The organism is Kineococcus sp. G2 (assembly GCF_037154035.1).
Lineage (GTDB): Bacteria > Actinomycetota > Actinomycetes > Actinomycetales > Kineococcaceae > Kineococcus.
Genome location: NZ_JBBBEM010000027.1, coordinates 23,917 through 44,528 on the forward strand (window position 1 = coordinate 23,917; position 20,612 = coordinate 44,528).

Sequence of the window (20,612 nt, forward strand, 5' to 3'; positions counted from 1 at the left end):
GGATCCTCTGCCGTGACGTGAGGGTAGGGAGGGCGGGCCGCCCCCACAACCCCCGGCACCGCTCAGCCCGGCACCGCTCAGCCCGCGGCGACCGCCGCCCGCACCGCGTCGGCGACGCGGCGGGCCCGCGCGGCGACCTCGTCGCGCGGCACCCGCAGCTCCACCACGCGCACCCCCGACGGGGGCGCGGCGATCGCGGCGGCCGCGGCCGCGGGCGTGGCGGGCCGCTCGTGCGGCACCCCCCACGCGGCGCACAGCGCGGCCACGTCCACCCCGTGCGGGGTCGCCACCACCCGCTCGAAGGTGCTGCGCGGCACCGAGGAGGCGTGCTCCAGCGTCTCGAAGATGCCGCCGCCGTCGTCGTTGACGAGCACGACCGTCAGGTCCGCCCGCGGCTCCCCCGGCACCGGCAGCAGCGCGTTCGCGTCGTGCAGGAACGCCAGGTCGCCCACCAGCAGGCGCGCACCGCCGCCGCGGGCCAGCGCCACCCCGCACGCGGTGGCGAGGGTGCCGTCGATGCCGGCCAGGCCGCGGTTGGACACCGCCGGCACCCCGGCGACGGGCGCGGCCAGGTCCGCGTCGCGCACCGGGTTGCTGGCGGCGACCACGAACGCCGAGCCGTCCGCCGCGCACGCCGCCACCGCTTCGCGCGCCGCCCACGGGCCGCTGGACGCGCCGGCGGCGGCCTCGCCGTCCAGCACCGCGTCCACGGCCTCGGCCGCCAGCTTCCCGGCCCGCGCCCACCGGGCGGAGAACTCGGACTCGCGCTCCCCCGGCGGGCCCGCCACCGCGGCCGCCGGCAGCACCCGCGCGGCGCGGAACCCCGCGTCCGGCCACGTGCCGGCGGCGCTGACCACGACCAGCTCGACGTCGTCGCGGGCCAGCAGGCGGCTCACCGGCCGCGACAGGGTGGGGTGGCCGAAGACGACGACGCGCTCGGCGGCGTCCAGCGGGCCGTCCGCGTCGGCGGCGCCCAGGACCAGCCGGTACGGACCCACCGCCTGCGACCCGCCGCGCGCCCCGGAGCTGGGCTCGGCCAGCAGCGGCCAGCCGGCGTCCTCCGCGAGCGCGCGGGCGGCGGCCCCCACCGCCGCGTCGGGGGCGTCGCCGGCGAGGACGAGGGTGCGCGGGCCGCGCGGCAGCAGCACCGGCGCCGGGGCGGGGGCCCGCTCCACCCGGGCCAGCCCGGCGTCCCCGGCCGGGGCGGTGCCCGGCGAGGGGGTCAGCGGGTCGGCGAAGGCGACGTTGACGTGCGCCGGGCCCGCGCCCCCGCCGCGGGAGCCGCGGGCCGCGGCGGCCGCCCGGGCCACCACCGAGCGCCACGCCGGCGCCTGGCGGTGCGCGTCCGCGGGGGCGGGCACGTCCGCGGAGAAGCGCACCGACGGCAGGAACAGCCGAGCCTGGGCGTCGGCGGTCTGGCTGGCGCCGGAACCGCGCAGCTCGTGCGGGCGGTCCGCGGACAGCACCAGCAGCGGCACCCCGGCGTGGGAGGCCTCCAGCACGGCCGGGTGCAGGTTCGCCACGGCGGTGCCCGACGTGGTCACCACCGCCACGAGCGGGTCCTCGCCGCGGGTCAGGGCGCCGCGCGCCAGCCCCAGGGCGAGGAAGCCGGCGCTGCGCTCGTCGACGCGCACGTGCAGCCGGAGCCGGCCCGCGTCGGCGGCCGCGGCGGCCGCGTAGGCGAGCGGCGCGCTGCGCGAACCGGGCGAGAGGACGAGGTGGCGCAGGCCGAGGGAGACCAGCGCGTCGACGAGGACCGTCGCGAGCGCGGTCGAGGGGTTCACCCCCCCATTGGACCCCGTGGCGGGCGGTGCCTCGCGCCGAGGGGCGTGTGGGAGCCTCCGGGTGTGAGCGAGAGCACCCGGTCCCTGCCGTCCCTGGCGGAGCTGCTGGCGGCGTTCCCCGCCGGCGGCCTCGTGGAGCGGATGGGCATCGAGTTCGTCGAGGCCGCCCCCGAGCGGCTGGTGGCGACGATGCCGGTGGAGGGCAACACCCAGGTGGCCGGGCTGCTGCACGGCGGGGCCTCGTGCGTGCTGGCGGAGACGCTGGGCTCGATCGGGGCGTTCCTGCACGTGTGGCCGGGCGGGCAGGCCCTGGGCACGGACATCAACGCCACCCACCACCGGGCGGTGTCCTCGGGGCGGGTCACGGGCACGGCGACGGCGATCGCCCTGGGGCGCACCCTGTGCAGCCACGAGGTCGTCGTCACCGACGAGGCGGGGCGGCGGGTGTGCACGGCGCGGATCACGAACCTGGTGCGCCCGGCGACGCCCTGAGCACCTCGTGGCAGGCGCGCAGCCGCTCGCGCCACCACGCCTCGCGGTCGGCCGGTGCGCGGTGCCGCTCCAGCAGGTCCTCGTCGGCGCGCGGCGGGCGCACCGGCAGCGCCCCGTCCACCGGCAGCAGGGGGTCGGCGGTGACGTCCGCGGCGAGCAGCGCCCCGGTGCCCAGCCCGCACGCGAACGGCAGCTCCGGCAGGGCGGCCGCCAGCGCGACGCCGGCGGCCAGGCCCACGGAGGTGTCCAGGGCGCTGGAGACGACCACGGGCAGCCCGCACGCCCGCGCGACGCGCAGCGCGGAGCGCACGCCCGACAGCGGCGCCACCTTGACGACGACGACGTCGGCGGCCTCCAGCCCGGCCACCCGCAGCGGGTCCTCCGCCTTGCGCACGCTCTCGTCGGCGGCCAGCGGCACGGGCGTGCCGGCGCGGGCCAGCCGCCGGCGCAGCTCGGCCATCTCCTCCAGGCTCGCGCAGGGCTGCTCGGCGTACTCCAGCCCCGCCTCGCCGAGGGCCGTGAGGGCGCGCTCGGCCGCGTCCACGTCCCAGCCGGCGTTGGCGTCGACCCGCACCCGCCCGCCCGGGCCGAGGACCTCGCGCACGGCGCGCACGCGGGCGACGTCGTCGGCGAGGTGCTGGCCGCGCTCGGCGACCTTGACCTTCGCGGTGCGGCAGCCGGGGTAGCGCGCCAGGACCGCGGGCACGTCCGCGGCGGGCACGGCGGGCACGGTGGCGTTGACCTCGACGCGCTCGCGCACCGGCGCGGGGAAGCCGGTCCAGGCGGCCTCCACCGCGGCGGCCAGCCAGCGCGCGGACTCGGCGGCCCCGTACTCGGTGAAGGGGGCGAACTCCCCCCACCCGGCGGGTCCGCGCAGCAGGAGGGCCTCGCGCTCGGTGAGGCCGCGGAAGCGGGTGCGCAGCGGCAGCCGCACGACGCGCGCGGCGTCGAGCAGCTCGTGCACCGCCGGCAGCACCGGCCCGGTCCCCGTCCCGTCCACCGCCCCATCCTGCGCCCCGCGCGGCGGGCGGGGTGCGAGGGGGTGGGCGGGTGCCGCGGGGCTCAGCCCAGCGGGACGGCCGGGTCCGGCGCCCCCGCGCTCGCGCGCGGCAGCTCCACCGTCCGCCGGGTCCGCTGGCGCAGCGCCACCGCGGTGGCTCCCAGGAACAGCACCGACCCCACCATCTCCAGCGCCTCCTCCACGCCGGCGACCACCGCGTACGGCACGCTCTCGATCACGACTCCGCGCGTGACCGTCTCCACGCCGCCGACCACGGTGGTGGTGACCGTCTCCACGCCGGCGCTGTCGAAGAACGGCGCGCTGAGCATCTCCACGCCGACGGCGCCGCCGCAGTACAGGGCCGCCGAGGCGAGGAACGCCCAGCGGGTCGCCCGCGGCAGCGCCAGCAGGAACCGCAGGAACACCAGGCCGAACACCACCAGCAGCGGCACGGCCAGCACCACCCACGCGAAGGCCAGCACGCCGCTGAACCCGAACGCGGCCTTCAGCGGCGGGATGGTCTGCTCGTGGATCTCGGTCAGCTCGTCCAGCGACAGGTAGGCGAAGGCGATCGAGAGCAGGCGCCAGTGGCGGTGCCACCGGTCGCCGGACGCCTTCGCCTCGGTGGCGGTCCGCCACAGCCGCTCGGCGGCCAGGAACAGCAGCAGGGTGGAGAACCACGCGGGGATCCCCATCTCGCGGTCCACGAAGAACCACCGCTCGAGGGTGTTCAGGCCGTTCACGTCGAGGCCGAGGCCGTGCTTGAGGACCTGGCTGAGCAGGCTGACCGCGCTCAGGGCGGCGACGACCAGCAGGAGCACCGGGGTCCAGCGACCGGGCAACCGGACGGCCTCCCGGAACGTGCGCGGCGGGGCGTCGCCGCCGGTCGGGATCCGTTCGCCGGTGGTTCCGCGTCCGTTCACCGGCACAGACTGGCACCACATCCACCTGGTTCCCACCGCTTCACCGCATCGGGCCCAGCACCACCCCGTTGCGTCGTGAAACCCCTACCGGGCGTCACCGACACGCCGCTCCGCACCCCTCGCCCCGCCCGCCCCTACCCTCGGGCGGCGTGAGCGCCCTCGACGGAGTCAGCGAGACCTTCGACCCTGCCGCGTGGGCGGAGGTGCCCGGCTTCGACGACCTCACCGACGTCACCTACCACCGGTGCGTGCGCCCCGGCCGCGAGCGCGGCACCGTCCGCATCGCGTTCGACCGCCCCGAGGTGCGCAACGCGTTCCGCCCCCGCACCGTCGACGAGCTCGCCCGCGCCCTCGACCACGCCCGCCGCACCCCCGACGTCGGCTGCGTCCTGCTCACCGGCAACGGCCCCAGCCCCAAGGACGGCGGGTGGGCGTTCTGCTCCGGCGGCGACCAGCGCATCCGCGGCCGCTCCGGGTACCAGTACGCCGAGGGCGAGACCGCCGACACCGTCGACGCCGCCCGCGCGAAGGCCGAGGGCGGGCGCCTGCACGTCCTGGAGGTGCAGCGCCTCATCCGGTTCATGCCCAAGGTCGTCGTCGCCGTCGTGCCCGGCTGGGCCGCCGGCGGCGGGCACTCCCTGCACGTCGTCGCCGACCTCACCCTCGCCAGCGCCGAGCACGCCCGCTTCAAGCAGACCGACGCCGACGTCGGCTCCTTCGACGCCGGTTACGGCTCCGCGTACCTGGCCCGCCAGGTCGGGCAGAAGTTCGCCCGCGAGATCTTCTTCCTGGGCCGCCCCTACACCGCCCAGCAGGCCCACGACATGGGCATGGTCAACGCCGTCGTCCCGCACGCCGACCTGGAGGAGACGGCCCTGCAGTGGGCCGCCGAGATCAACGGCAAGTCCCCCACCGCGCAGCGGATGCTGAAGTTCGCGTTCAACGCCGTCGACGACGGCATGGTCGGCCAGCAGGTGTTCGCCGGCGAGGCCACCCGCCTCGCCTACATGACCGACGAGGCCGTCGAGGGGCGCGACGCCTTCCTCGGCAAGCGCGAACCGGACTGGTCGCCGTTCCCCTGGTACTTCTGACCCCCCTTCCGTCGCCCCGGTCCGGTCTGCGGCCGGGTGACGAGCTGGTGCCGCGTCCGGGCTCTCCGCCCGCGCCGTCGCCCGGGCGGCACCGGTTCGGGGCGCGTTCGGCGCGAGCTCCGGACGCCCGGCCACCCCACCAGCTCGCCACCCTCTCCCCCGCGGTTCACCCGTGGTCCGGCACGACCACCCCGGACACCCCGCGCACTGGAGCGGTGCGACGGCCACGCGGCCAGGTACGCCTGGAGGGGACGCGGGGTGGCCGGGTGCAGGGCGTCCGGAGCCCGCGCTGAACGAGCGGCGACACGGTGCTGCCCGGGCGACGGCGCGGGCGGAGAGCCCGGCACCCGACCACCTCGCGGTCCCGGCGGCGAACCCGGCCACGGTGACGGACCCGGGCCACGGCTACGGGAGCTACGCGATGAGGGGCCGGGCGGCGGGCCGGCTCAGGACCTCGTGCAGCTGCTCCAGCGGCATCGGCCGGTGGTACAGGTGCCCCTGCGCCAGCGGGCAGCCCATCTCGCGCAGGATCGCGGCCTGCTCCGGCTCCTCGACGCCCTCGGCGACGATGGACAGCCCGAGGGCCTGCCCCATCTTGACCATGCCCTCCACGAGGGCGCGGGCGGTGGGTTCGGTGCCGATGTCCCGCACGAAGCTGCGGTCGATCTTGAAGGAGGAGAACGGCCGGTGGCGCAGGTAGCCGAGGGAGGAGAACCCGGTGCCGAAGTCGTCGATGGTCAGCAGCGCGCCGGTGTCGGCGAGCTCGCGCAGGACCTCGACGGTGTCGTCGTCGATCATGACGTTCTCGGTCATCTCCAGGTGCAGGCGGCTGCCGGAGGCGCCCGCCTGGCGCACGGCGGCGGCGACCCGGGTGGTGAAGTCGGGGTGGCGCAGCTGCACGGGTGAGACGTTGACCATGAGGTCCAGGCGGCGGCCGGCGTGGACCTGGATGTCGGCGGCGTCGCGGGCGACGGTGCGCAGGACGGCGTCGCCGATGCCGACGACGGTGCCGGAGCGCTCGGCGAGGCCGATGAACTCGTCGGGACCGACGAGCGGCTCGACGCCGTCGCCGCGGTCGCGACGCCAGCGCACGAGGGCCTCCATGGCGACGACCTCGGACGTGGCCAGGTCCACGATGGGCTGGTAGTGCACGACGAAGGCGTCGGCGGGGGCCTGCTGGAGGTCCTCGATGACCTGCAGGCGCGCGATCTCCTCCTCCAGCAGTTCGGGGCGGAACTCCACCCAGCGGTTCTTGCCGGTGGCCTTGGCCCGGTACATGGCGGTGTCGGCGTTGCGCAGGAGGGTGCCGACGTCGTCGCCGGGGCGGGCGCGGGCGCACCCGATGCTGCCCTGGGCGCGCACGACGTGCCCGCGCATGCGCACCTCGACGCGCAGCGCGGCGAGCACCCGCCGGCACAGCCCCTCCACGTCGGGGCAGCGGGGGGCGAGGACGGCGAACTCGTCGCCGCCGAGGCGGGCGACGGTGCTGCCGCCGCGCAGGGTGTCGCGCAGGCGGGTGCCCACCAGGCGCAGGAGCTCGTCGCCGGCGTCGTGGCCGAAGCGGTCGTTGACGCCCTTGAAGCCGTCGAGGTCGAGGTAGAGCACGACGAGCTCGTCGAGGCTGCCGCCCTCGCGGGCACGTTCGAGCTCGAGGGCGAGGCGCTCGGAGAACTGCAGGCGGTTGGGCAGGCCGGTGACGACGTCGCGGCGGGCCAGGCCGTGCATCTCCTCGTTGGCGCCGACGCGGAAGAAGGCGGCCTCGCCGACGGAGGCGAGGGCTTCGAGGGCCTTCTCGTCGGCGGCGCGCTGGGCGGGGTCGCGGTGCTGGGGGGCGGTGACGTAGAGGACGTGGCCCTCGCCGGCGACGACGGGGACGCCGATCTCGCCCTCGCCGGGCCCGACGGAGCGGACGGTGGCGGCGGGGGTGCCGGCGACCATGCGGGCGTGCTTGGCGAGGGCCCGGGCGAGGTCGGCGCGCCGGCCCTGGGTGTGCAGGGCGGTGGCGGCCTCGAAGAGGGCCTCGGTGCGGCGGGCGACGTCGCGGGTGGTGCGCATCGCGCGGGTGGCGATGAGGGTGACGACCATGGGGACCGCGAGCAGGCCCGCGGCCCACGGGGTGAGCTTCTCCTCCACGAGGCCGCCGAGGTAGCCGACGGCCCCGACGGCGAGGGCGGCCGCACCGGCCAGCCAGGTGCCGCCGTCGGCGAGCTCGGCGCGCACCCGGGTGCCCTGCTGCACGGCGACGGACACGGCGGAGACGAGGAGGTCGACGACGAAGACGGCGGCGACGGCGGCCCCCACGGCGAGCAGCTCGGCGGGGCCGCCGGCCACGGCGATCGCCTTGCCGCCGGCCGCGGCGCCGAGGAGGTGGGTGACGCCGATCGCCACGGGTGCGAAGAGGACGCCGATGGAGGCGTTGAAGACGCGGCTGACCCAGCTCTTGCGCTGGGAGAGGTTGGTGGGGACCACGCACAGCGCCCAGGCCAGCGTCGCCGTCCACGCGGGGGCGAAGCACAGCAGGAAGACGAGGACGCCCACGTCGAACTGGACCTCGACGCCGGCGTGCCGGGTGTTCACCTGGAAGGGGAAGCGGGTCATCAGCTGCACGAGGGGGAAGCCGACGAGCAGGCACCAGCCGAGCTGGCGCAGCGCGGCGGCGTCGGCGGTGCGCGCGAAGGCGACGGCCGCGACCACGACGGTGCAGGCGGCGGCGAGGGTGACGAGGCCGTCGTAGACGACGCTGGCCGCGGGGCGCCGCTCCGGAACCGTGGTGCTCACCGTCATCCCCTCCCCCGGGCCGAGCGGGCTCATCCTGACACTCCGGTCACAAGTGGTCACGCTCCATGAGGTGATTCCTCGCCGGGTTCGCGTGATCGGAGCAGTCCCGGACACCACCGGGCCCCGGATCGAAGCTGCGAGTGAGTGTCTCACCACGCTCCGACACCTCACCCTCGCCCACCCCACCCTCCGCGGTCGGGGAAGTGGCGGCTTCCCCGACCGCGGAGGGCGGGGTGGGGCGCGCCTAGGCTCGGGCGGTGAGCCCCACCGCCCCGCGAGCACCCGGCCGGCTCCTGCGGGCGCTGCCCGTCCCCACCGGCCCGGGCGTCCTGGACCTCCTGCCCGTCCTCGCCGACGCGCTCGCCGGCCGGTCGGACACCGCCTGGCACCCCCACGCGGCCGGCGCCGCCCCCCACCCCGCCCTGCGCACCGGCGAACCCCTCGCCCCGGGTGAGGACGACCCGGACGACCCCACCGCCTTCGCCGTCGCCACCTCCGGCTCCACCGGCACCCCCAAGGGCGCCCTCCTCAGCGCCGGCGCCCTGCGCGCCTCCGCCGACGCCACCGCCGCCCGCCTGAGCGCCCCCACCGCGGGCACCACCGCGGGCACCGGCCGGGAGCAGTGGGTGCTCGCGCTGCCCGCCCACCACGTCGCCGGCCTGCAGGTGCTGCTGCGCTCGGTGCGCGCCGGCACCGAACCCGTCGTCGTGGACACCACCGGCGGTTTCGACCCCGCCGCGTTCGCCGCCGCCACCGCCGCCCGCACCGCACCCCGGCTGCTGACCTCCCTCGTGCCCACCCAGCTGCTGCGGCTGCTCGACGCCGGCGGCGAGGCCACCGCGGCGCTGGCAGCCCACGACGCCGTGCTCGTGGGCGCCGCCGCCACCCCGGCGCCGCTGCTGGCGCGCGCCCGCGCCGCCGGCGTCCGCGTCGTCACCACCTACGGGATGTCCGAGACGTGCGGCGGCTGCGTGTACGACGGGCGCCCCCTGGACGGCGTGGCGGCGCACGTGCGCGACGACGGCCGCCTCGAGCTCACCGGCCCCGTCGTCGCCCGCGGCTACCGCGGCCTGCCCGCGCACCCCGCGTTCCGCACCGCCCCCGACGGCACCCGCACCTTCCGCACCGACGACGCGGCCGAGGTGCGCACCGACGGGGACGGCACGCTCGTGCGCGTCACCGGCCGCCTGGACGACCTCATCACCACCGGTGGGCTGAAGGTCGCCCCCGCGCTCGTCGAGGAGGCCCTGGCCGCCGCACCCGGCGTCGCGGAGGCCGTCGTGGTGGGTGCCCCGGACCCGGAGTGGGGCGAACGCGTCGTCGCCGCCGTCGTGCCGCTGCCCGGCACCGCCCCCGCGCTGGCGCAGCTGCGGGCGGTGGTGCGCGAGCGCGTGGCCGCGCACGCCGCCCCCCGCCAGCTCCTCCTCCTGGACGCGCTGCCGCTGCGCGGCCCCGGCAAGCCCGACCGGGCCGCGCTGCGCGCGCTGGCGACGCGCAGCCGACCGGGCGGCGAACGGCCGGTGACGGACGGCTGACGTCCCGCGGGAACCGCGACCGCGGCCCGTTCGTCGTCCCCGCGGGTGCCGGCACCGGTCCGGGACCCGGCCGGACCGAGGAGGTGGGCGACGGTGCGCAGCGTCCTTCCGGTGCTCCTGGTGCTGGGGCTGACCGTGTACTGCCTGGTGAGCATCGTGCAGGCCGGCGACGGTGAACTGCGCACCCTGCCCCGCTGGGGCTGGCTGCTGCTCGTGGTGCTCGTGCCGCTGTTCGGCGCCGTGGGGTACCTGGTGGCCGGCCGGCCCACGGCCTCGAGCGCACCCCGCTCGCGCCCGGGGTACCGGCCCGGCCCCAAGGGGCCCGACGACGACGAGGACTTCCTGCGCGGTCTGTGACGGGGTCCGTCACCCCGGTCCCGTTCTCGGCCGGGCGACGAGGCGGTGCCGCGTCCGGGCTCTCCGCCCGCGCCCCCGCACGCTTACCACGTCACCGCACCGCATCAGGCGCGGGCTCCGGACGCTCGGCCACCCCACCACCTCGCCACCCTCCCCCCTGCGGTTCGCGGCTGGCCTGGCACGACCACGGAACGGGTCAGGCGGACGAGTGCACCTCGTAGGGCACATCTGGCAGACGGCGAGTCTTCCTCGTTCTGACCCCAGAGCCTGGTGGGATCCCGGGATGGCCTGGGAAGCGGTATCCGCCGGTGCGGCGGTCCTTGCGGCAGGAGCAGCGGCGTGGCAGTTGCGGCAACTGCGTCGGGACGCGCTGGAAGCACGCGCTGCTGAGATCGCGAGCGTCTCCGTGGCGACCACCGTGATATTCAAGCCACGGGATGCGGAGGTCCGGGAGGGGCGCGCGGACTGGACGTACGGGTACACGATCAACAACCCCGGCCGTCTACCAGTCAGCGACGTCGACGTGACGATCCAGTACGGGTGTGAGGTGCGCCGACGCCGTGGCAGGGAGTACGACCCCCCGACTTCCACGCTCTACTTGACCGCATCCGTCGTGCCCCCTCACAGCTCTCACCCTTCACGCGAACGCATCTTGTCCGTGGCCAAGGAGGACTGGTCCCGGCTAAGCGAAGCGACGATCACCGTGTCGTTCATCGCTCCAGACGTCGGGCGCTGCACCACGACATGGCCTGCACGTGATCATCGGACGAACAACGCCCTGCAGAAGGTGCTGACTCGGAGGTAGTGCGCTCTCGTCTGCCTCAAATGCACGGCCGGGTGCCGCTGGAGGGGGCGCGGGGTGGCCGGGTACAGGGCGTCCGGAGCCCGCGCTGAACGCACGCTGACACGGTGCCGCCCGGGGGAGCGCGCGGGCGGAGAGCCCGGCACCCGACCGCCCCGTGGCCCCGGCGACGAACCCGGCCACGGCGACGAACCGGAGCCCGGACGAGCGACCCCTCGGCGACGGACGTCCGCGCGCTTGGCACGATGGACCTCCGTGCCGGATCCCGCTGAAACGCCTTCCCCCACCCCGCCGCCCGCCCGCCGCCCCACCGCGGCGCAGTGGGTCTCCGCGGCGCGCCCCCGCACGCTGCCGGCGGCGCTGACCCCGGTGCTGGTGGGCACGGGTGCCGCGGCGGCCCTGGGCGGGGCGGCGTGGGTGCCGGCGGTGCTGGCGCTGGTGGTGGCGCTGGCGCTGCAGGTGGGCGTCAACTACGCCAACGACTACTCGGACGGGGTGCGGGGCACCGACGCCGAGCGGGTGGGCCCGTTCCGCCTGGTGGGTTCCGGCGCCGCGGAGCCGCGCACGGTGCGCGACGCGGCGTTCGCCTGCTTCGCCGTCGCCGGGCTGGCCGGGCTGGCGGTGGTGGCGCTGTCGGAGCACTGGTGGCTGCTGCTGGTGGGGGCGGCCTCCGTCGCGGCGGCCTGGTTCTACACGGGCGGGAAGCGCCCCTACGGCTACGCGGGACTGGGCGAGGTGTTCGTCTTCGTCTTCTTCGGGCTGGTGGCCGTGCTGGGCACCACGTACGTGCAGGTGGACCGGGTGGGGGGCGTGGCGCTGGCCGGGGCGTTCTGCGTGGGGTTCCTGGCGTGCGCGATCCTCGTGGCGAACAACCTGCGGGACGTGCCCACCGACGCCGTGGCGGGCAAGCGCACCCTGGCGGTGCGCCTCGGTGAGCACCGCAGCCGGTCGCTGTTCGCCGGGCTCGTCGCGGGCGGCTTCGCGGCCGCCCTGCTGTGCGCCCCGTGGCACCCGTGGGCGCTGCTGGTGCTGCTGGCGGTGCCGCTGGCGGTGCGGCCGCTGCGCACGGTGCTGGGCGGCGCGGCGGGCCGGGACCTGATCCCCGTGCTGAAGGACACCGGTGTGCTGGAGCTGGCCGTCGGGGCGCTGCTGGCGGTCGGTCTCGCGCTCTGAGCGGACCTCTGCCAGGGTGCGCCGCATGGGCGCTGTGGACGTGCAGGCAGACGGGGAGCACCGCTACGCGGCGACGCTCACGACGGCGGGCGGCACCACCTCGTCGCACGTGGTGACGTGCGACGAGGGGGTGCTGGAGGGGCTGGGGGCGACGACCGCCGACGAGCCGGTGCTGGTGCGCCGGGTCCTGGAGGTGCTGGTGCGCTCGGCCGACGAGGCGGAGGCGGCCGGGCGCACCCCGGCGGTGCCGGAGGTGGTGGACCTGCGCGAGCTGGACCGCCAGGTCCCCGACCTGCTGCCGAACCTGCCCCTGCGCTGACACCCCGCTGCTCCTGCGGTGATCGAGGAAGTCACCACTTCCCCGATCACCGCGGGGGGTGCGCGGGAGCCCGCAGGCGCGTCAGCGGACGTCGTCCTCCGCGGCGTTGTCGTCCTGCACGCCCTTCGCGAAGCGGGACCGCTCGAAGCGGGACTTCGCGCGCGCGGACGTCGCCCCGCCCTGGCCGCCCTGCAGCCGTCCCTCGACGCGCTGCTGCAGGCGCGCGGCCATCTCCTCGCGCTGGCGGCGCAGCAGCAGCAGCGACAGCAGCACCGACAGGACGGCGGCGACGGCGAGGGCCAGCCAGCCGCGGGCGCCCAGTGCGCTGAGCGCGAGCAGGCACAGCACGAAGAGGCCGAGCCGCAGGACCGTGTACTTCAGCGTGGCGCCCACGTCACACCCCCGCGTACGAGTGCAGACCGGGGAAGAAGATGTTCACCACGAGGTAGTTGAACAGCACGCACCCGAAGGCGAGCACGGACAGCCAGGCGGCGCGGCGGCCGTCCCAGCCGCGGGTGGCGCGCGCGTGCAGGTAGGCGGCGTAGACGACCCAGATGATGAACGTCCACACCTCCTTGGAGTCCCAGTTCCAGTAGCGGTTCCAGGCCACCTGCGCCCAGACGGCGCCGGCGATGAGGGTGAACGTCCACATCACGAACGCCACCGCGTTGAGCCGGAAGGCGGTGCGCTCCAGCTCCGCCGAGCCGGGCAGGGCGTCCATGAACGCCCCGCCGGGGTGCTTGCCGCCGGCCCGCACGCGTTCGCGCTTCTCCTGCACGAGCTGCAGGACCGTCGCGGAGAAGCCCAGGGTGGACAGCGCCGTGGCGAGGATCGCGACGAGCACGTGGATGACCAGCCAGTAGCTGTCCAGGGCCGGCACGAGCTGGGCGGCCTCCACGTAGAAGCTGCGCAGCGCGATGCCGAGGGTCGCCAGGACCGGCCCGGCGACGAAGGTGCCGAGGTAGCGGGCGTCGCGCCCGCCGCCCAGCCCGGCGCGGGAGGCGCGCACGACGGCCACGAGGTAGCCGATCGACACCACGAGGCAGCCGGTGAGGGCGAACTCGAACATGTTGCCCCACGGCACCCGGTGCACCGAGAGGGCGCGGGCGATCACGGAGCCGGCCAGCAGCAGCGTGGACGCCGCGAACAGGGAGGTGCCCACGGCGGCGGCGCGGCGGCGGCGCGGCGGGGGTGCCGGCGCCTCGGTCAGCACCGTCCCGGCCGTGCTCCCGGCCGTGCTCCCGGCCGTGCCCGCGGCAGCGGCCCCGGCGTTCCCGCGGCGGCGGGCGTCGCGGGCCTTGATCTCCTTGCCGCCCTCGGCCAGGTCGGCCGCGTAGGCGATGAAGGACCCCAGGTAGGCCGTCATCGCCGAGTACAGCAGCAGGTTGGAGACCTGCGCGACGTTCTCGTCGACGGTCATCGTGCCTCCTCCGCGCGGGACCCCGCCCGCGCCTCGCGCTCGTCGCGACCCTCGTCGCGCTGGTGCTCGTGCTCATCGTCGCCCACCGCGCCGGGTGGCGACGACGGCGCAGCCGGCGCACCGGGCACGGGGGGTCCCCCCGTCGCCTCGCGCAACCGCCGCAGCACGCCGTCGACCTCGAGGGCGAGGCCGGCGTCGTCGCCGCGCGCCAGCCCGGCGACCTCCACGGCGCTGCCCGCGCCGCCGGGACGCACCCGCACCCAGACGCGACGGCGCGGCAGGAACAGCGAGAGCACCAGACCGGTGGTGGCCAGCAGGGAGGACACCAGCGCCGCGGTCTGCCCGGGCGTGGAGCGCACGTCGAAGGAGGCGTAGCGCTGCACGCCCTCGAAGCTCACCGTGCCCAGCCCGTCGGGCAGCTCCACGCTGTCCCCGGGGGCGAGCCGGATGAGGAACGGGCGCCCCTGGTCGTCGAGGACCTGGGTGAGGCCGTCGCCCTCGAGCTCGTAGACGTTCTGCGGCACCCCGTCGTCGAGGCCGAGGTCGCCGGTGTAGGCCTGCATGACGAGGAAGGGGTTGGCCAGGTCGGGGAAGCCGGAGACCGGCGCGCCGGTGGCGTCCGTCGTCGCCGAGGGCAGGAACACCCCGGACAGGCCGATCTGCACCGGGTCCCCGTCGGCGTCGACGGCGTCGGGGACCTTCACGACACCGGTGGAGTCGTAGTTGCCGGTCTGCGGCAGGAACGGCGTGGCGCCGTCCTGCACGACGTTCCCCTGCCCGTCGCGCACGACGATGACGGGGGCGTAGCCGTTGCCGGACAGGGAGATCTGGGTGCTGCCGACCTGGGCGGGGTGGTTGACGCGGATGGTCTCCGAGCGCGGCTGCTCGCCGGGGGCGTCGGTGAGGGTGACGTCGGCGGCGAAGCGGCGCGGCTGGCCGATCTGGGAGCTCTGCTGCGCCTCGAAGGCGACGTCCATGTCCTCCAGCTCCAGCGTGAAGGGCGGCACGTCGCCCACGTCGGCGCCGACGCCGCCGGTGAAGCTGTCGAAGGTGGTGCCGACCATCGTGCCGCCCTCGACGACCAGGCGCTGGCCGGAGTAGGAGAACAGCGAGCTGGAGGCGATGGAGACGAGCAGTCCCACCAGGGACAGGTGGAACAGCAGGTTGCCGGTCTCGCGGTGGTGGCCGCGCTCGGCGGCCACGGACCCGCCGGTGGCCTCCTCGCGCACCTCGGTGCGGAAGCGGCGCCCGCGCAGGACGGTGCGGGCGGCCGCCAGCACCTCGGCGGGCGGGGCGGCCAGCTCGGCGGTGCGGTGCTCGGGCAGCTTCTGCAGCCGTGCGGGCGTGCGCGGCGGCTTCGCCCGCAGCGAGCGCAGGTGCACGCCGGCGCGGGGCACGACGCAGCCGATGAGGGAGATGAACAGCAGCAGGTAGATCGCCGAGAACCAGACCGACGAGTACACGTGGAAGCCCTGCAGCCGCTCCACCCACGGCCCCGCGGTGGGGTGGTCGGCCATCCACTGCGCCACGCCCGCCGGGTCGCTGTCCTGCTGCGGGAAGGTGGAGCCGGGCACGGCGGCGACGGCGAGCAGCATGAGCAGGAACAGCGCGGTGCGCATGCTCGTCAGCTGCCGCCAGCAGTAGCGGGCGAGCTCCAGCGGCGCCAGCGGCGCGGCCTGCGGGGCGGGGGTGCGGGCCCGGCGCGCGCCGCGCGGTGCGGAGGGCTCGGCGACCGGCGCGTGCGCGGTCCCCTCCCCCGCGGCCGGATCCCCGGCGGCCCGCTGCGCGTCGCGGTACTCGTCGCGCAGGTCGTCCAGGTGCGTCTCGTCGGTACGGGCCATGGGTCAGATCACCGTCTCGAAGTTCCCGATGGGGCCGCGCAGCCAGCCCAGGATCGCGTTGAAGCCGTCGGTGACGAGGAGCAGGCCGACCGCGACGAGCAGCACCCCGCCGAAGACGTTGACGGCGCGGGTGTGCCGGCGCAGCACGCCGAGGGCGCGCACGCCCCGCTCGTAGCCGGCGGCGACGAGGACGAACGGCAGCCCCAGGCCCAGGCAGTAGGCGACGGCCAGGCCGGTGGCGCGCCCGGCGGTTCCGCTCTGGAACCCGAGGGCGGAGATCGCCGCGAAGATCGGGCCGATGCAGGGGGTCCAGCCGAGGCTGAACACGACGCCCAGCAGGGGCGCGCCCAGCAGCCCGGCGCGCGGGCGCCAGCGCACCTTCAGCTCCCGCTGCGCCCACAGGGGGGCTGCGACCACGAGCACGCCCATCGCGACGACGAGGACGCCGAGGGCGCGCTGCAGCTCGACCCGGTACCGCACCAGGGCGTCGCCGAGGGCACCCACGGTGAAGTTCACCAGGACGAACACCACCGAGAACCCCAGCACGAACAGCACCGCACCGGCCAGCATCCGCCCGCGCCGCTGCTGCGCGGGGTCCTCGCCGGTCAGGCCGGTGACGTAGCCGAGGAACCCCGGCACGAGGGGCAGCACGCACGGCGACAGGAACGAGACCAGCCCGGCGAGCGCCGCCAGCGGCACCGCCAGCAGCAGGGGCCCGGCGGCGACGGCCCGCTGCAGCTCGCCGATCACGCGGGCGCCGCCGTGCCGGTCGCGGTGGGTGCCGGCGGCTCGGCGGGGGCGGCGCCGGCGTCGTCGAGCAGACCGGCGAAGGTGGAGGCGTCCGCGGGCCCGGACACGCGGGCCGCCACGCGCCCCTCGGTGTCGAGCACGATCGTGGTGGGCGTGGCCTGGGGGGCGACGCCGCGCAGCGCGAGCATCGCCTCACCGGACTGCGCGTCGAGCACGCTGGGGTAGGTGATGCCGAACCTGCGGTGGAAGGACTCGGCGATCGCGGCGGTGTCGTAGGTGTTGATGCCGACGAACTGCACGTTCCGGTCGGAGTACTCCTCCCACACCTGCTGCAGGTCGTCGGCCTCCTCGCGGCAGGGGCCGCAGGCGGCGAACCAGGTGTTCAGCAGGACGACCTGCCCGCGCAGGTCGGCCAGGTCGATCGTCTCCCCGTCGATCGTCTCGCCGGTGAAGGTGACCGGCTCGCCGCGCTCGGCCGGTGGGGTGGTCGCGACGGTGCCGTCGCCGGAGATCCAGTTCTGCCCCTGCGCCTCGGGCAGGCCGTCGCCGCCGCCGCAGCCGGCGAGGAGCGCGGCGGCCACCAGCGCACCGGCCAGCGCGCGGCGCCGGGGGCGGGTGGGGGTGCTCACGCGCCCGGCACCGGGTCGGCGCCCACGAGCAGGTCGGCGCACGGCTCGCTGTAGGTGACGGACACCAGGCGCCGGCCGGCGAACTCCAGCGACGTGATCGACGCCAGCGCGCACTGCCGCTTGCGGGGGTCGTGCCACAGGGGCCGCTGCTCGGCGCGCAGCCGCGTCACCCACACCGGCAGCTGGTGGCTGACGAGGACGGACTCGCGGCCGGGGAAGGCGTCGCGCGCGTCGCGGACGGTCGCCACCATGCGCTCGGCCTGCTGGGCGTACGGCTCGCCCCAGCTGGGGCGCAGCGGGTTCCACAGCCGCGGCCACACGCGCGGGTCGCGGATCGAGCCGGCGCCGGTGGTGACGTGGAAGCCCTCGAAGCTGTTGCCGGCCTCGATGATGCGCTCCTCGGTGCCCAGCGGCAGGCCGAGGGCCTCGGCGATCGGGGTGGCGGTCTCCTGGGCGCGCTGCAGCGGCGAGGCCGTCACGGAGGCGACGTCGCGGGTGGAGAAGTGCAGGCCCAGGCGCACGGCCATCTCCCGCCCCCGCTCGGAGAGCCGGTACCCGGGCAGGCGCCCGTACAGGACGCGCTCGGGGTTGTGGACCTCGCCGTGGCGCACGAGGTGCACCACGGTGCGCGGGGCGCCGGCGGGGTCGTGGCCCTCGGCGCGGGGCTCGTCGCCGGGCTCGGTGCGGGGGCCGGGCTCGACGCCGGAGCCGGTGACGGTGGCGGGCACGCTCACAGCGACCCCGCCCCCTCGGCGGCGGCGCGGGCCGCGTGCGGCAGGGCGTCCAGCACCCGGCCGATCGCCTCCTCGTCGTGGGCGGCGGACAGGAACCACGCCTCGAACGCGCTGGGCGGCAGGTGCACGCCGCGCGAGAGCATCGCGTGGAAGAACGCCCGGAACGCGCCGAGGTCCTGCTGGCGGGCGCCGTCGTAGTCGCGCACCTCGTCGCGGTCGGTGAAGAAGACGCTGAACATGCTGCCGGCGGTGTTCACCAGGTGCGGCACGCCCGCGGCGCTCAGGGCCTCGCTCGCGGCCTCGCGCACGGTGCGGGCGCTGCGCTCGACGGCGGCGTACACCTCGTCGGTGCAGCCGCGCAGCGTCGCCAGGCCGGCGGCGGTGGCGACGGGGTTCCCGGACAGGGTGCCCGCCTGGTAGACGGGGCCCGCGGGGGCCAGGTGCGCCATGACGTCGGCGCGCCCGCCGAACGCGGCGGCCGGGAAGCCGCCGCCCATGACCTTGCCGAAGGTCAGCAGGTCGGGGGCGTGCTCGGGGCCGAGGCCCTCGAAGCCGTACCAGCCGGCGCGGCTGACGCGGAAGCCGGTCATGACCTCGTCGGAGACCAGCAGGGCGCCGTGCTCGCGGGTCAGGCGGCGCAGCTCGGCGGTGAAGCCCGCAGCGGGCGGGACGACGCCCATGTTCCCGGCCGCCGCCTCGGTGATCACGCAGGCGATGCGCTCGCCGTGCTGCGCGAAGACCTCCGCGAGCGCGGCGGGGTCGTTGTAGGGCAGCACGAGGGTGTCGGCGGCGGCGGCGCCGGTCACGCCGGGGGTGTCGGGCAGCGCGAACGTCGCCAGGCCGGAGCCGGCGGAGGCCAGCAGGGAGTCGACGTGGCCGTGGTAGTGGCCGGCGAACTTCACCACGACGGGGCGGCCGGTGAAGCCGCGCGCCAGGCGGACGGCGCTCATGGTGGCCTCGGTGCCGGAGCTGACCAGGCGGACCTGCTCGACGGGCTCGACGCGGGCGACGATCTCCTCGGCGAGCTCCACCTCCCGCTCGGTGGGGGTGCCGAAGCTGAAGCCCTGCTCGGCGGCGGCGCGCACGGCGGCCAGCACGTCTGGGTGGGCGTGCCCGAGGATCATCGGGCCCCAGGAGCAGATCAGGTCCACGAGCTCGGTGCCGTCGGCGTCGCGCAGGTACGGCCCGCGCGCGGAGGCGGTGAAGCGGGGGGTGCCGCCGACGGCGCGGAAGGCGCGCACGGGCGAGTTCACGCCGCCGGGGATCACGGCGCTCGCCCGCCGGAACAGGGCGGCGGAGGCCGGGGCGGCAGCGGCGCCGGCCGTGTCCCGGTCGGGGGTCGCCGGGGGGTGCGTCGACGAGGTCACGGGCTCCAGTGTCGCAAGCTCGCGGGGGTGCGGGCGCCGCAGGGGTGTCTACGACGCCGCGTCGTGAGGAAGTTCACGGAGGGCGGACGGCACCGGGCGCAGGGCCACCGCCGCGGGGCGGCGCAGCGCCCCCACGGGCACCGGCCAGGTGGCGCCCAGGTCGCACGCGGCCGCCTCCCGGGGCGGGGCCAGCAGGTAGCCCTGCGCGTAGCGGGCGCCCAGGCCCGCGACGTGCGCGAGCTGCCCGGCGTGCTCCACGCCCTCCACCACGACCTCGCAGCCGAGGTCGTGGGCCAGGGCGACGGACGCGGCCGTGATGGTGCCGCTGCGCACCGAGTCGCCCAGGGAGGCGGTGAAGCAGCGGTCCACCTTCAGCTCGTCGACGGGGAAGTCGCGCAGGTAGGCCAGGGACGAGTACCCGGTGCCGAAGTCGTCCAGCGCCATGCGCACCCCCTCGTCCCGCAGCCGCCGCAGCGCCGGCTGCACGTCGGTGCCGTGCACGAGGGCCGTCTCGGTCAGCTCCAGGGTGAGGGCGTGGGCGGGCAGCCCGGCGTCGTCGAGGGCGTCCAGGACGGTGCCCACGACGCCGGGGTCGGCGAGCTGGCGGCCGGAGACGTTCACCGCCAGGCGCAGCGCGGCGGCGGCCGGGTCCTGCGCGCGCCAGGCCGCGACCTGCCGGCACGCCTCGCCGAGCACGTACCGCCCCAGGGCGACGACGAGCCCGCTGGCCTCCGCCACCGGCACGAAGCGCCCCGGCGGCAGCAGGCCCAGCTCGGGGTGCTGCCAGCGCACCAGCGCCTCCACGGCCGCGACCCGCCCGGTGCGCAGGTCCACCACCGGCTGGTAGTGCACCCGCAGCTCCCCGTCGTCGACGGCGCGGCGCAGCCGCAGGCTCTCGGTGAGGACGTCGCGGCCCGCCAGGCCCGCACCGGCGTCGCGGCGGTGCAGCTCCAGCAGGCCCGCCGCGGCGCGGGCCAGGCGCTCCAGCAGCGCCACGTCGCCGGCGGTGAAGTCCCGGGGGCGCACGTCCACCACGCACAGCGTGCCCAGCGGCAGCCCGTCGCGGCCGAACACCGGCACCCCGGCGTAGGCGCGCACGCGGTGCTCGCCGGTGACGAGGGGGTGGTCGGCGAAGCGGGGGTCGGCGGGCGCGTCGCCGACCACGACGGGCACGGCGGTGGAGACGGTGTGCGTGCACAGCGACAGGTGCCGCGGGATCACGGCCACGGGCACGCCCACCCGCGCCAGGTGGCTCTGCTCGTCGGCGCCGAGCAGCGCCAGGGCCGCGAAGGGCACCTGCAGGGTGCGGGCGGCCACGTCCACGAGCGCCTGCAGGCCCGGGTCGCCCGCGGCCGAGGCCGAGCGGTAGCTCGCCACGGAGGCGAGGCGGTCGCTCTCGTGGCGGTGGGGCGGCGCGATGGGCACGGAGGGAGGATCGGGTCGCGCGGCGCCGGGCTCCAGCGCTCGCGGTGCCGTTCACCCGGCCGGGCCCACCGCCGGGCGCGCAGCGTGAGCGGCTCGCGGTCCGGGACCTCCGGCCCGGGTCGGCGCGTCGCGCACGGGGTACTCCTGCGGGTGAGGGCCGGGAGGGTCCCGGGCCTCACCGGGGAGGTACGA

19 protein-coding genes are annotated in these 20,612 nt (G+C 76.7%); 7 read left to right on the forward strand and 12 right to left on the reverse strand.

Annotated elements, in window-relative coordinates:
• Positions 1-77: 77 nt before the first annotated feature.
• The gene (gene menD / locus V9U69_RS05755) at positions 78-1,784 is read right to left on the reverse strand and encodes a 2-succinyl-5-enolpyruvyl-6-hydroxy-3-cyclohexene-1-carboxylic-acid synthase (protein WP_337060368.1); all 1,707 of its coding nucleotides are present in this window, start codon (positions 1,782-1,784) and stop codon (positions 78-80) included.
• 63 nt (positions 1,785-1,847) lie between these two features.
• Here menD and V9U69_RS05760 point away from each other — a divergent pair, with 63 nt between their 5' ends.
• A complete protein-coding gene (locus V9U69_RS05760; RefSeq protein ID WP_337060370.1) occupies positions 1,848-2,276 on the forward strand; it encodes a hotdog fold thioesterase in 429 nt (142 codons plus the stop codon).
• Here the strand turns inward: V9U69_RS05760 and V9U69_RS05765 are convergent.
• On the reverse strand, positions 2,245-3,276 hold the full coding sequence (locus tag V9U69_RS05765) for an o-succinylbenzoate synthase (protein WP_337060371.1): 1,032 nt from the start codon (positions 3,274-3,276) through the stop codon (positions 2,245-2,247). The genes V9U69_RS05760 and V9U69_RS05765 overlap by 32 nt on opposite strands.
• Before the next feature lie 62 nt (positions 3,277-3,338).
• Positions 3,339-4,199 (reverse strand): hypothetical protein, encoded by an 861-nt coding sequence (locus V9U69_RS05770; protein WP_337060372.1) that lies wholly within the window; start codon positions 4,197-4,199, stop codon positions 3,339-3,341.
• A gap of 149 nt (positions 4,200-4,348) precedes the next feature.
• On the opposite strand from V9U69_RS05770, the gene V9U69_RS05775 reads away from it, so the two are divergent.
• Positions 4,349-5,290, forward strand: a complete 942-nt coding sequence (locus tag V9U69_RS05775; protein WP_337060373.1) for a 1,4-dihydroxy-2-naphthoyl-CoA synthase — start codon at positions 4,349-4,351, stop codon at positions 5,288-5,290.
• 414 nt (positions 5,291-5,704) lie between these two features.
• Here V9U69_RS05775 and V9U69_RS05780 read toward each other — a convergent pair whose 3' ends face one another.
• A complete protein-coding gene (locus V9U69_RS05780) occupies positions 5,705-8,068 on the reverse strand; it encodes a putative bifunctional diguanylate cyclase/phosphodiesterase (RefSeq protein ID WP_337060375.1) in 2,364 nt (787 codons plus the stop codon).
• A 257-nt stretch (positions 8,069-8,325) separates the two neighbouring features.
• On the opposite strand from V9U69_RS05780, the gene menE reads away from it, so the two are divergent.
• From menE to V9U69_RS05805, 5 genes are all read left to right on the forward strand, one after another.
• Entirely contained in the window at positions 8,326-9,603 is a 1,278-nt protein-coding gene (gene menE, locus V9U69_RS05785; protein ID WP_337060377.1) for an o-succinylbenzoate--CoA ligase, read from the forward strand.
• Between the two features lie 93 nt (positions 9,604-9,696).
• A complete protein-coding gene (locus V9U69_RS05790) occupies positions 9,697-9,960 on the forward strand; it encodes a PLDc N-terminal domain-containing protein (protein ID WP_337060379.1) in 264 nt (87 codons plus the stop codon).
• A gap of 283 nt (positions 9,961-10,243) precedes the next feature.
• A complete protein-coding gene (locus V9U69_RS05795) occupies positions 10,244-10,765 on the forward strand; it encodes a hypothetical protein (protein ID WP_337060380.1) in 522 nt (173 codons plus the stop codon).
• A gap of 252 nt (positions 10,766-11,017) precedes the next feature.
• Positions 11,018-11,935, forward strand: coding sequence for a 1,4-dihydroxy-2-naphthoate polyprenyltransferase (locus tag V9U69_RS05800; protein WP_337060381.1), 918 nt, complete (start codon positions 11,018-11,020; stop codon positions 11,933-11,935).
• 25 nt (positions 11,936-11,960) lie between these two features.
• The gene (locus V9U69_RS05805; RefSeq protein WP_337060383.1) at positions 11,961-12,254 is read left to right on the forward strand and encodes a hypothetical protein; all 294 of its coding nucleotides are present in this window, start codon (positions 11,961-11,963) and stop codon (positions 12,252-12,254) included.
• An 81-nt stretch (positions 12,255-12,335) separates the two neighbouring features.
• Here V9U69_RS05805 and V9U69_RS05810 read toward each other — a convergent pair whose 3' ends face one another.
• From V9U69_RS05810 to V9U69_RS05845, 8 genes are all read right to left on the reverse strand, one after another.
• On the reverse strand, positions 12,336-12,647 hold the full coding sequence (locus V9U69_RS05810; protein ID WP_337060385.1) for a DUF4229 domain-containing protein: 312 nt from the start codon (positions 12,645-12,647) through the stop codon (positions 12,336-12,338).
• A gap of 1 nt (position 12,648) precedes the next feature.
• Positions 12,649-13,674, reverse strand: a complete 1,026-nt coding sequence (gene ccsB, locus V9U69_RS05815) for a c-type cytochrome biogenesis protein CcsB (protein WP_337060387.1) — start codon at positions 13,672-13,674, stop codon at positions 12,649-12,651.
• Complete coding sequence (resB, locus tag V9U69_RS05820) at positions 13,671-15,515, reverse strand: cytochrome c biogenesis protein ResB (RefSeq protein WP_337060389.1); 1,845 nt, start codon at positions 15,513-15,515, stop codon at positions 13,671-13,673. Before resB ends, ccsB begins: the two co-directional genes overlap by 4 nt.
• Before the next feature lie 3 nt (positions 15,516-15,518).
• Entirely contained in the window at positions 15,519-16,265 is a 747-nt protein-coding gene (locus V9U69_RS05825) for a cytochrome c biogenesis CcdA family protein (RefSeq protein WP_337060390.1), read from the reverse strand.
• Complete coding sequence (locus tag V9U69_RS05830) at positions 16,262-16,894, reverse strand: TlpA family protein disulfide reductase (RefSeq protein WP_337060391.1); 633 nt, start codon at positions 16,892-16,894, stop codon at positions 16,262-16,264. Before V9U69_RS05830 ends, V9U69_RS05825 begins: the two co-directional genes overlap by 4 nt.
• Positions 16,891-17,517: a histidine phosphatase family protein gene (locus V9U69_RS05835; protein ID WP_442907620.1), complete on the reverse strand. Its 627-nt coding sequence runs from the start codon at positions 17,515-17,517 to the stop codon at positions 16,891-16,893. Before V9U69_RS05835 ends, V9U69_RS05830 begins: the two co-directional genes overlap by 4 nt.
• 107 nt (positions 17,518-17,624) lie before the next feature.
• The gene (gene hemL, locus V9U69_RS05840) at positions 17,625-18,995 is read right to left on the reverse strand and encodes a glutamate-1-semialdehyde 2,1-aminomutase (RefSeq protein ID WP_337060395.1); all 1,371 of its coding nucleotides are present in this window, start codon (positions 18,993-18,995) and stop codon (positions 17,625-17,627) included.
• Between the two features lie 48 nt (positions 18,996-19,043).
• A complete protein-coding gene (locus V9U69_RS05845) occupies positions 19,044-20,420 on the reverse strand; it encodes a sensor domain-containing phosphodiesterase (protein ID WP_337060396.1) in 1,377 nt (458 codons plus the stop codon).
• Positions 20,421-20,612: the final 192 nt, after the last annotated feature.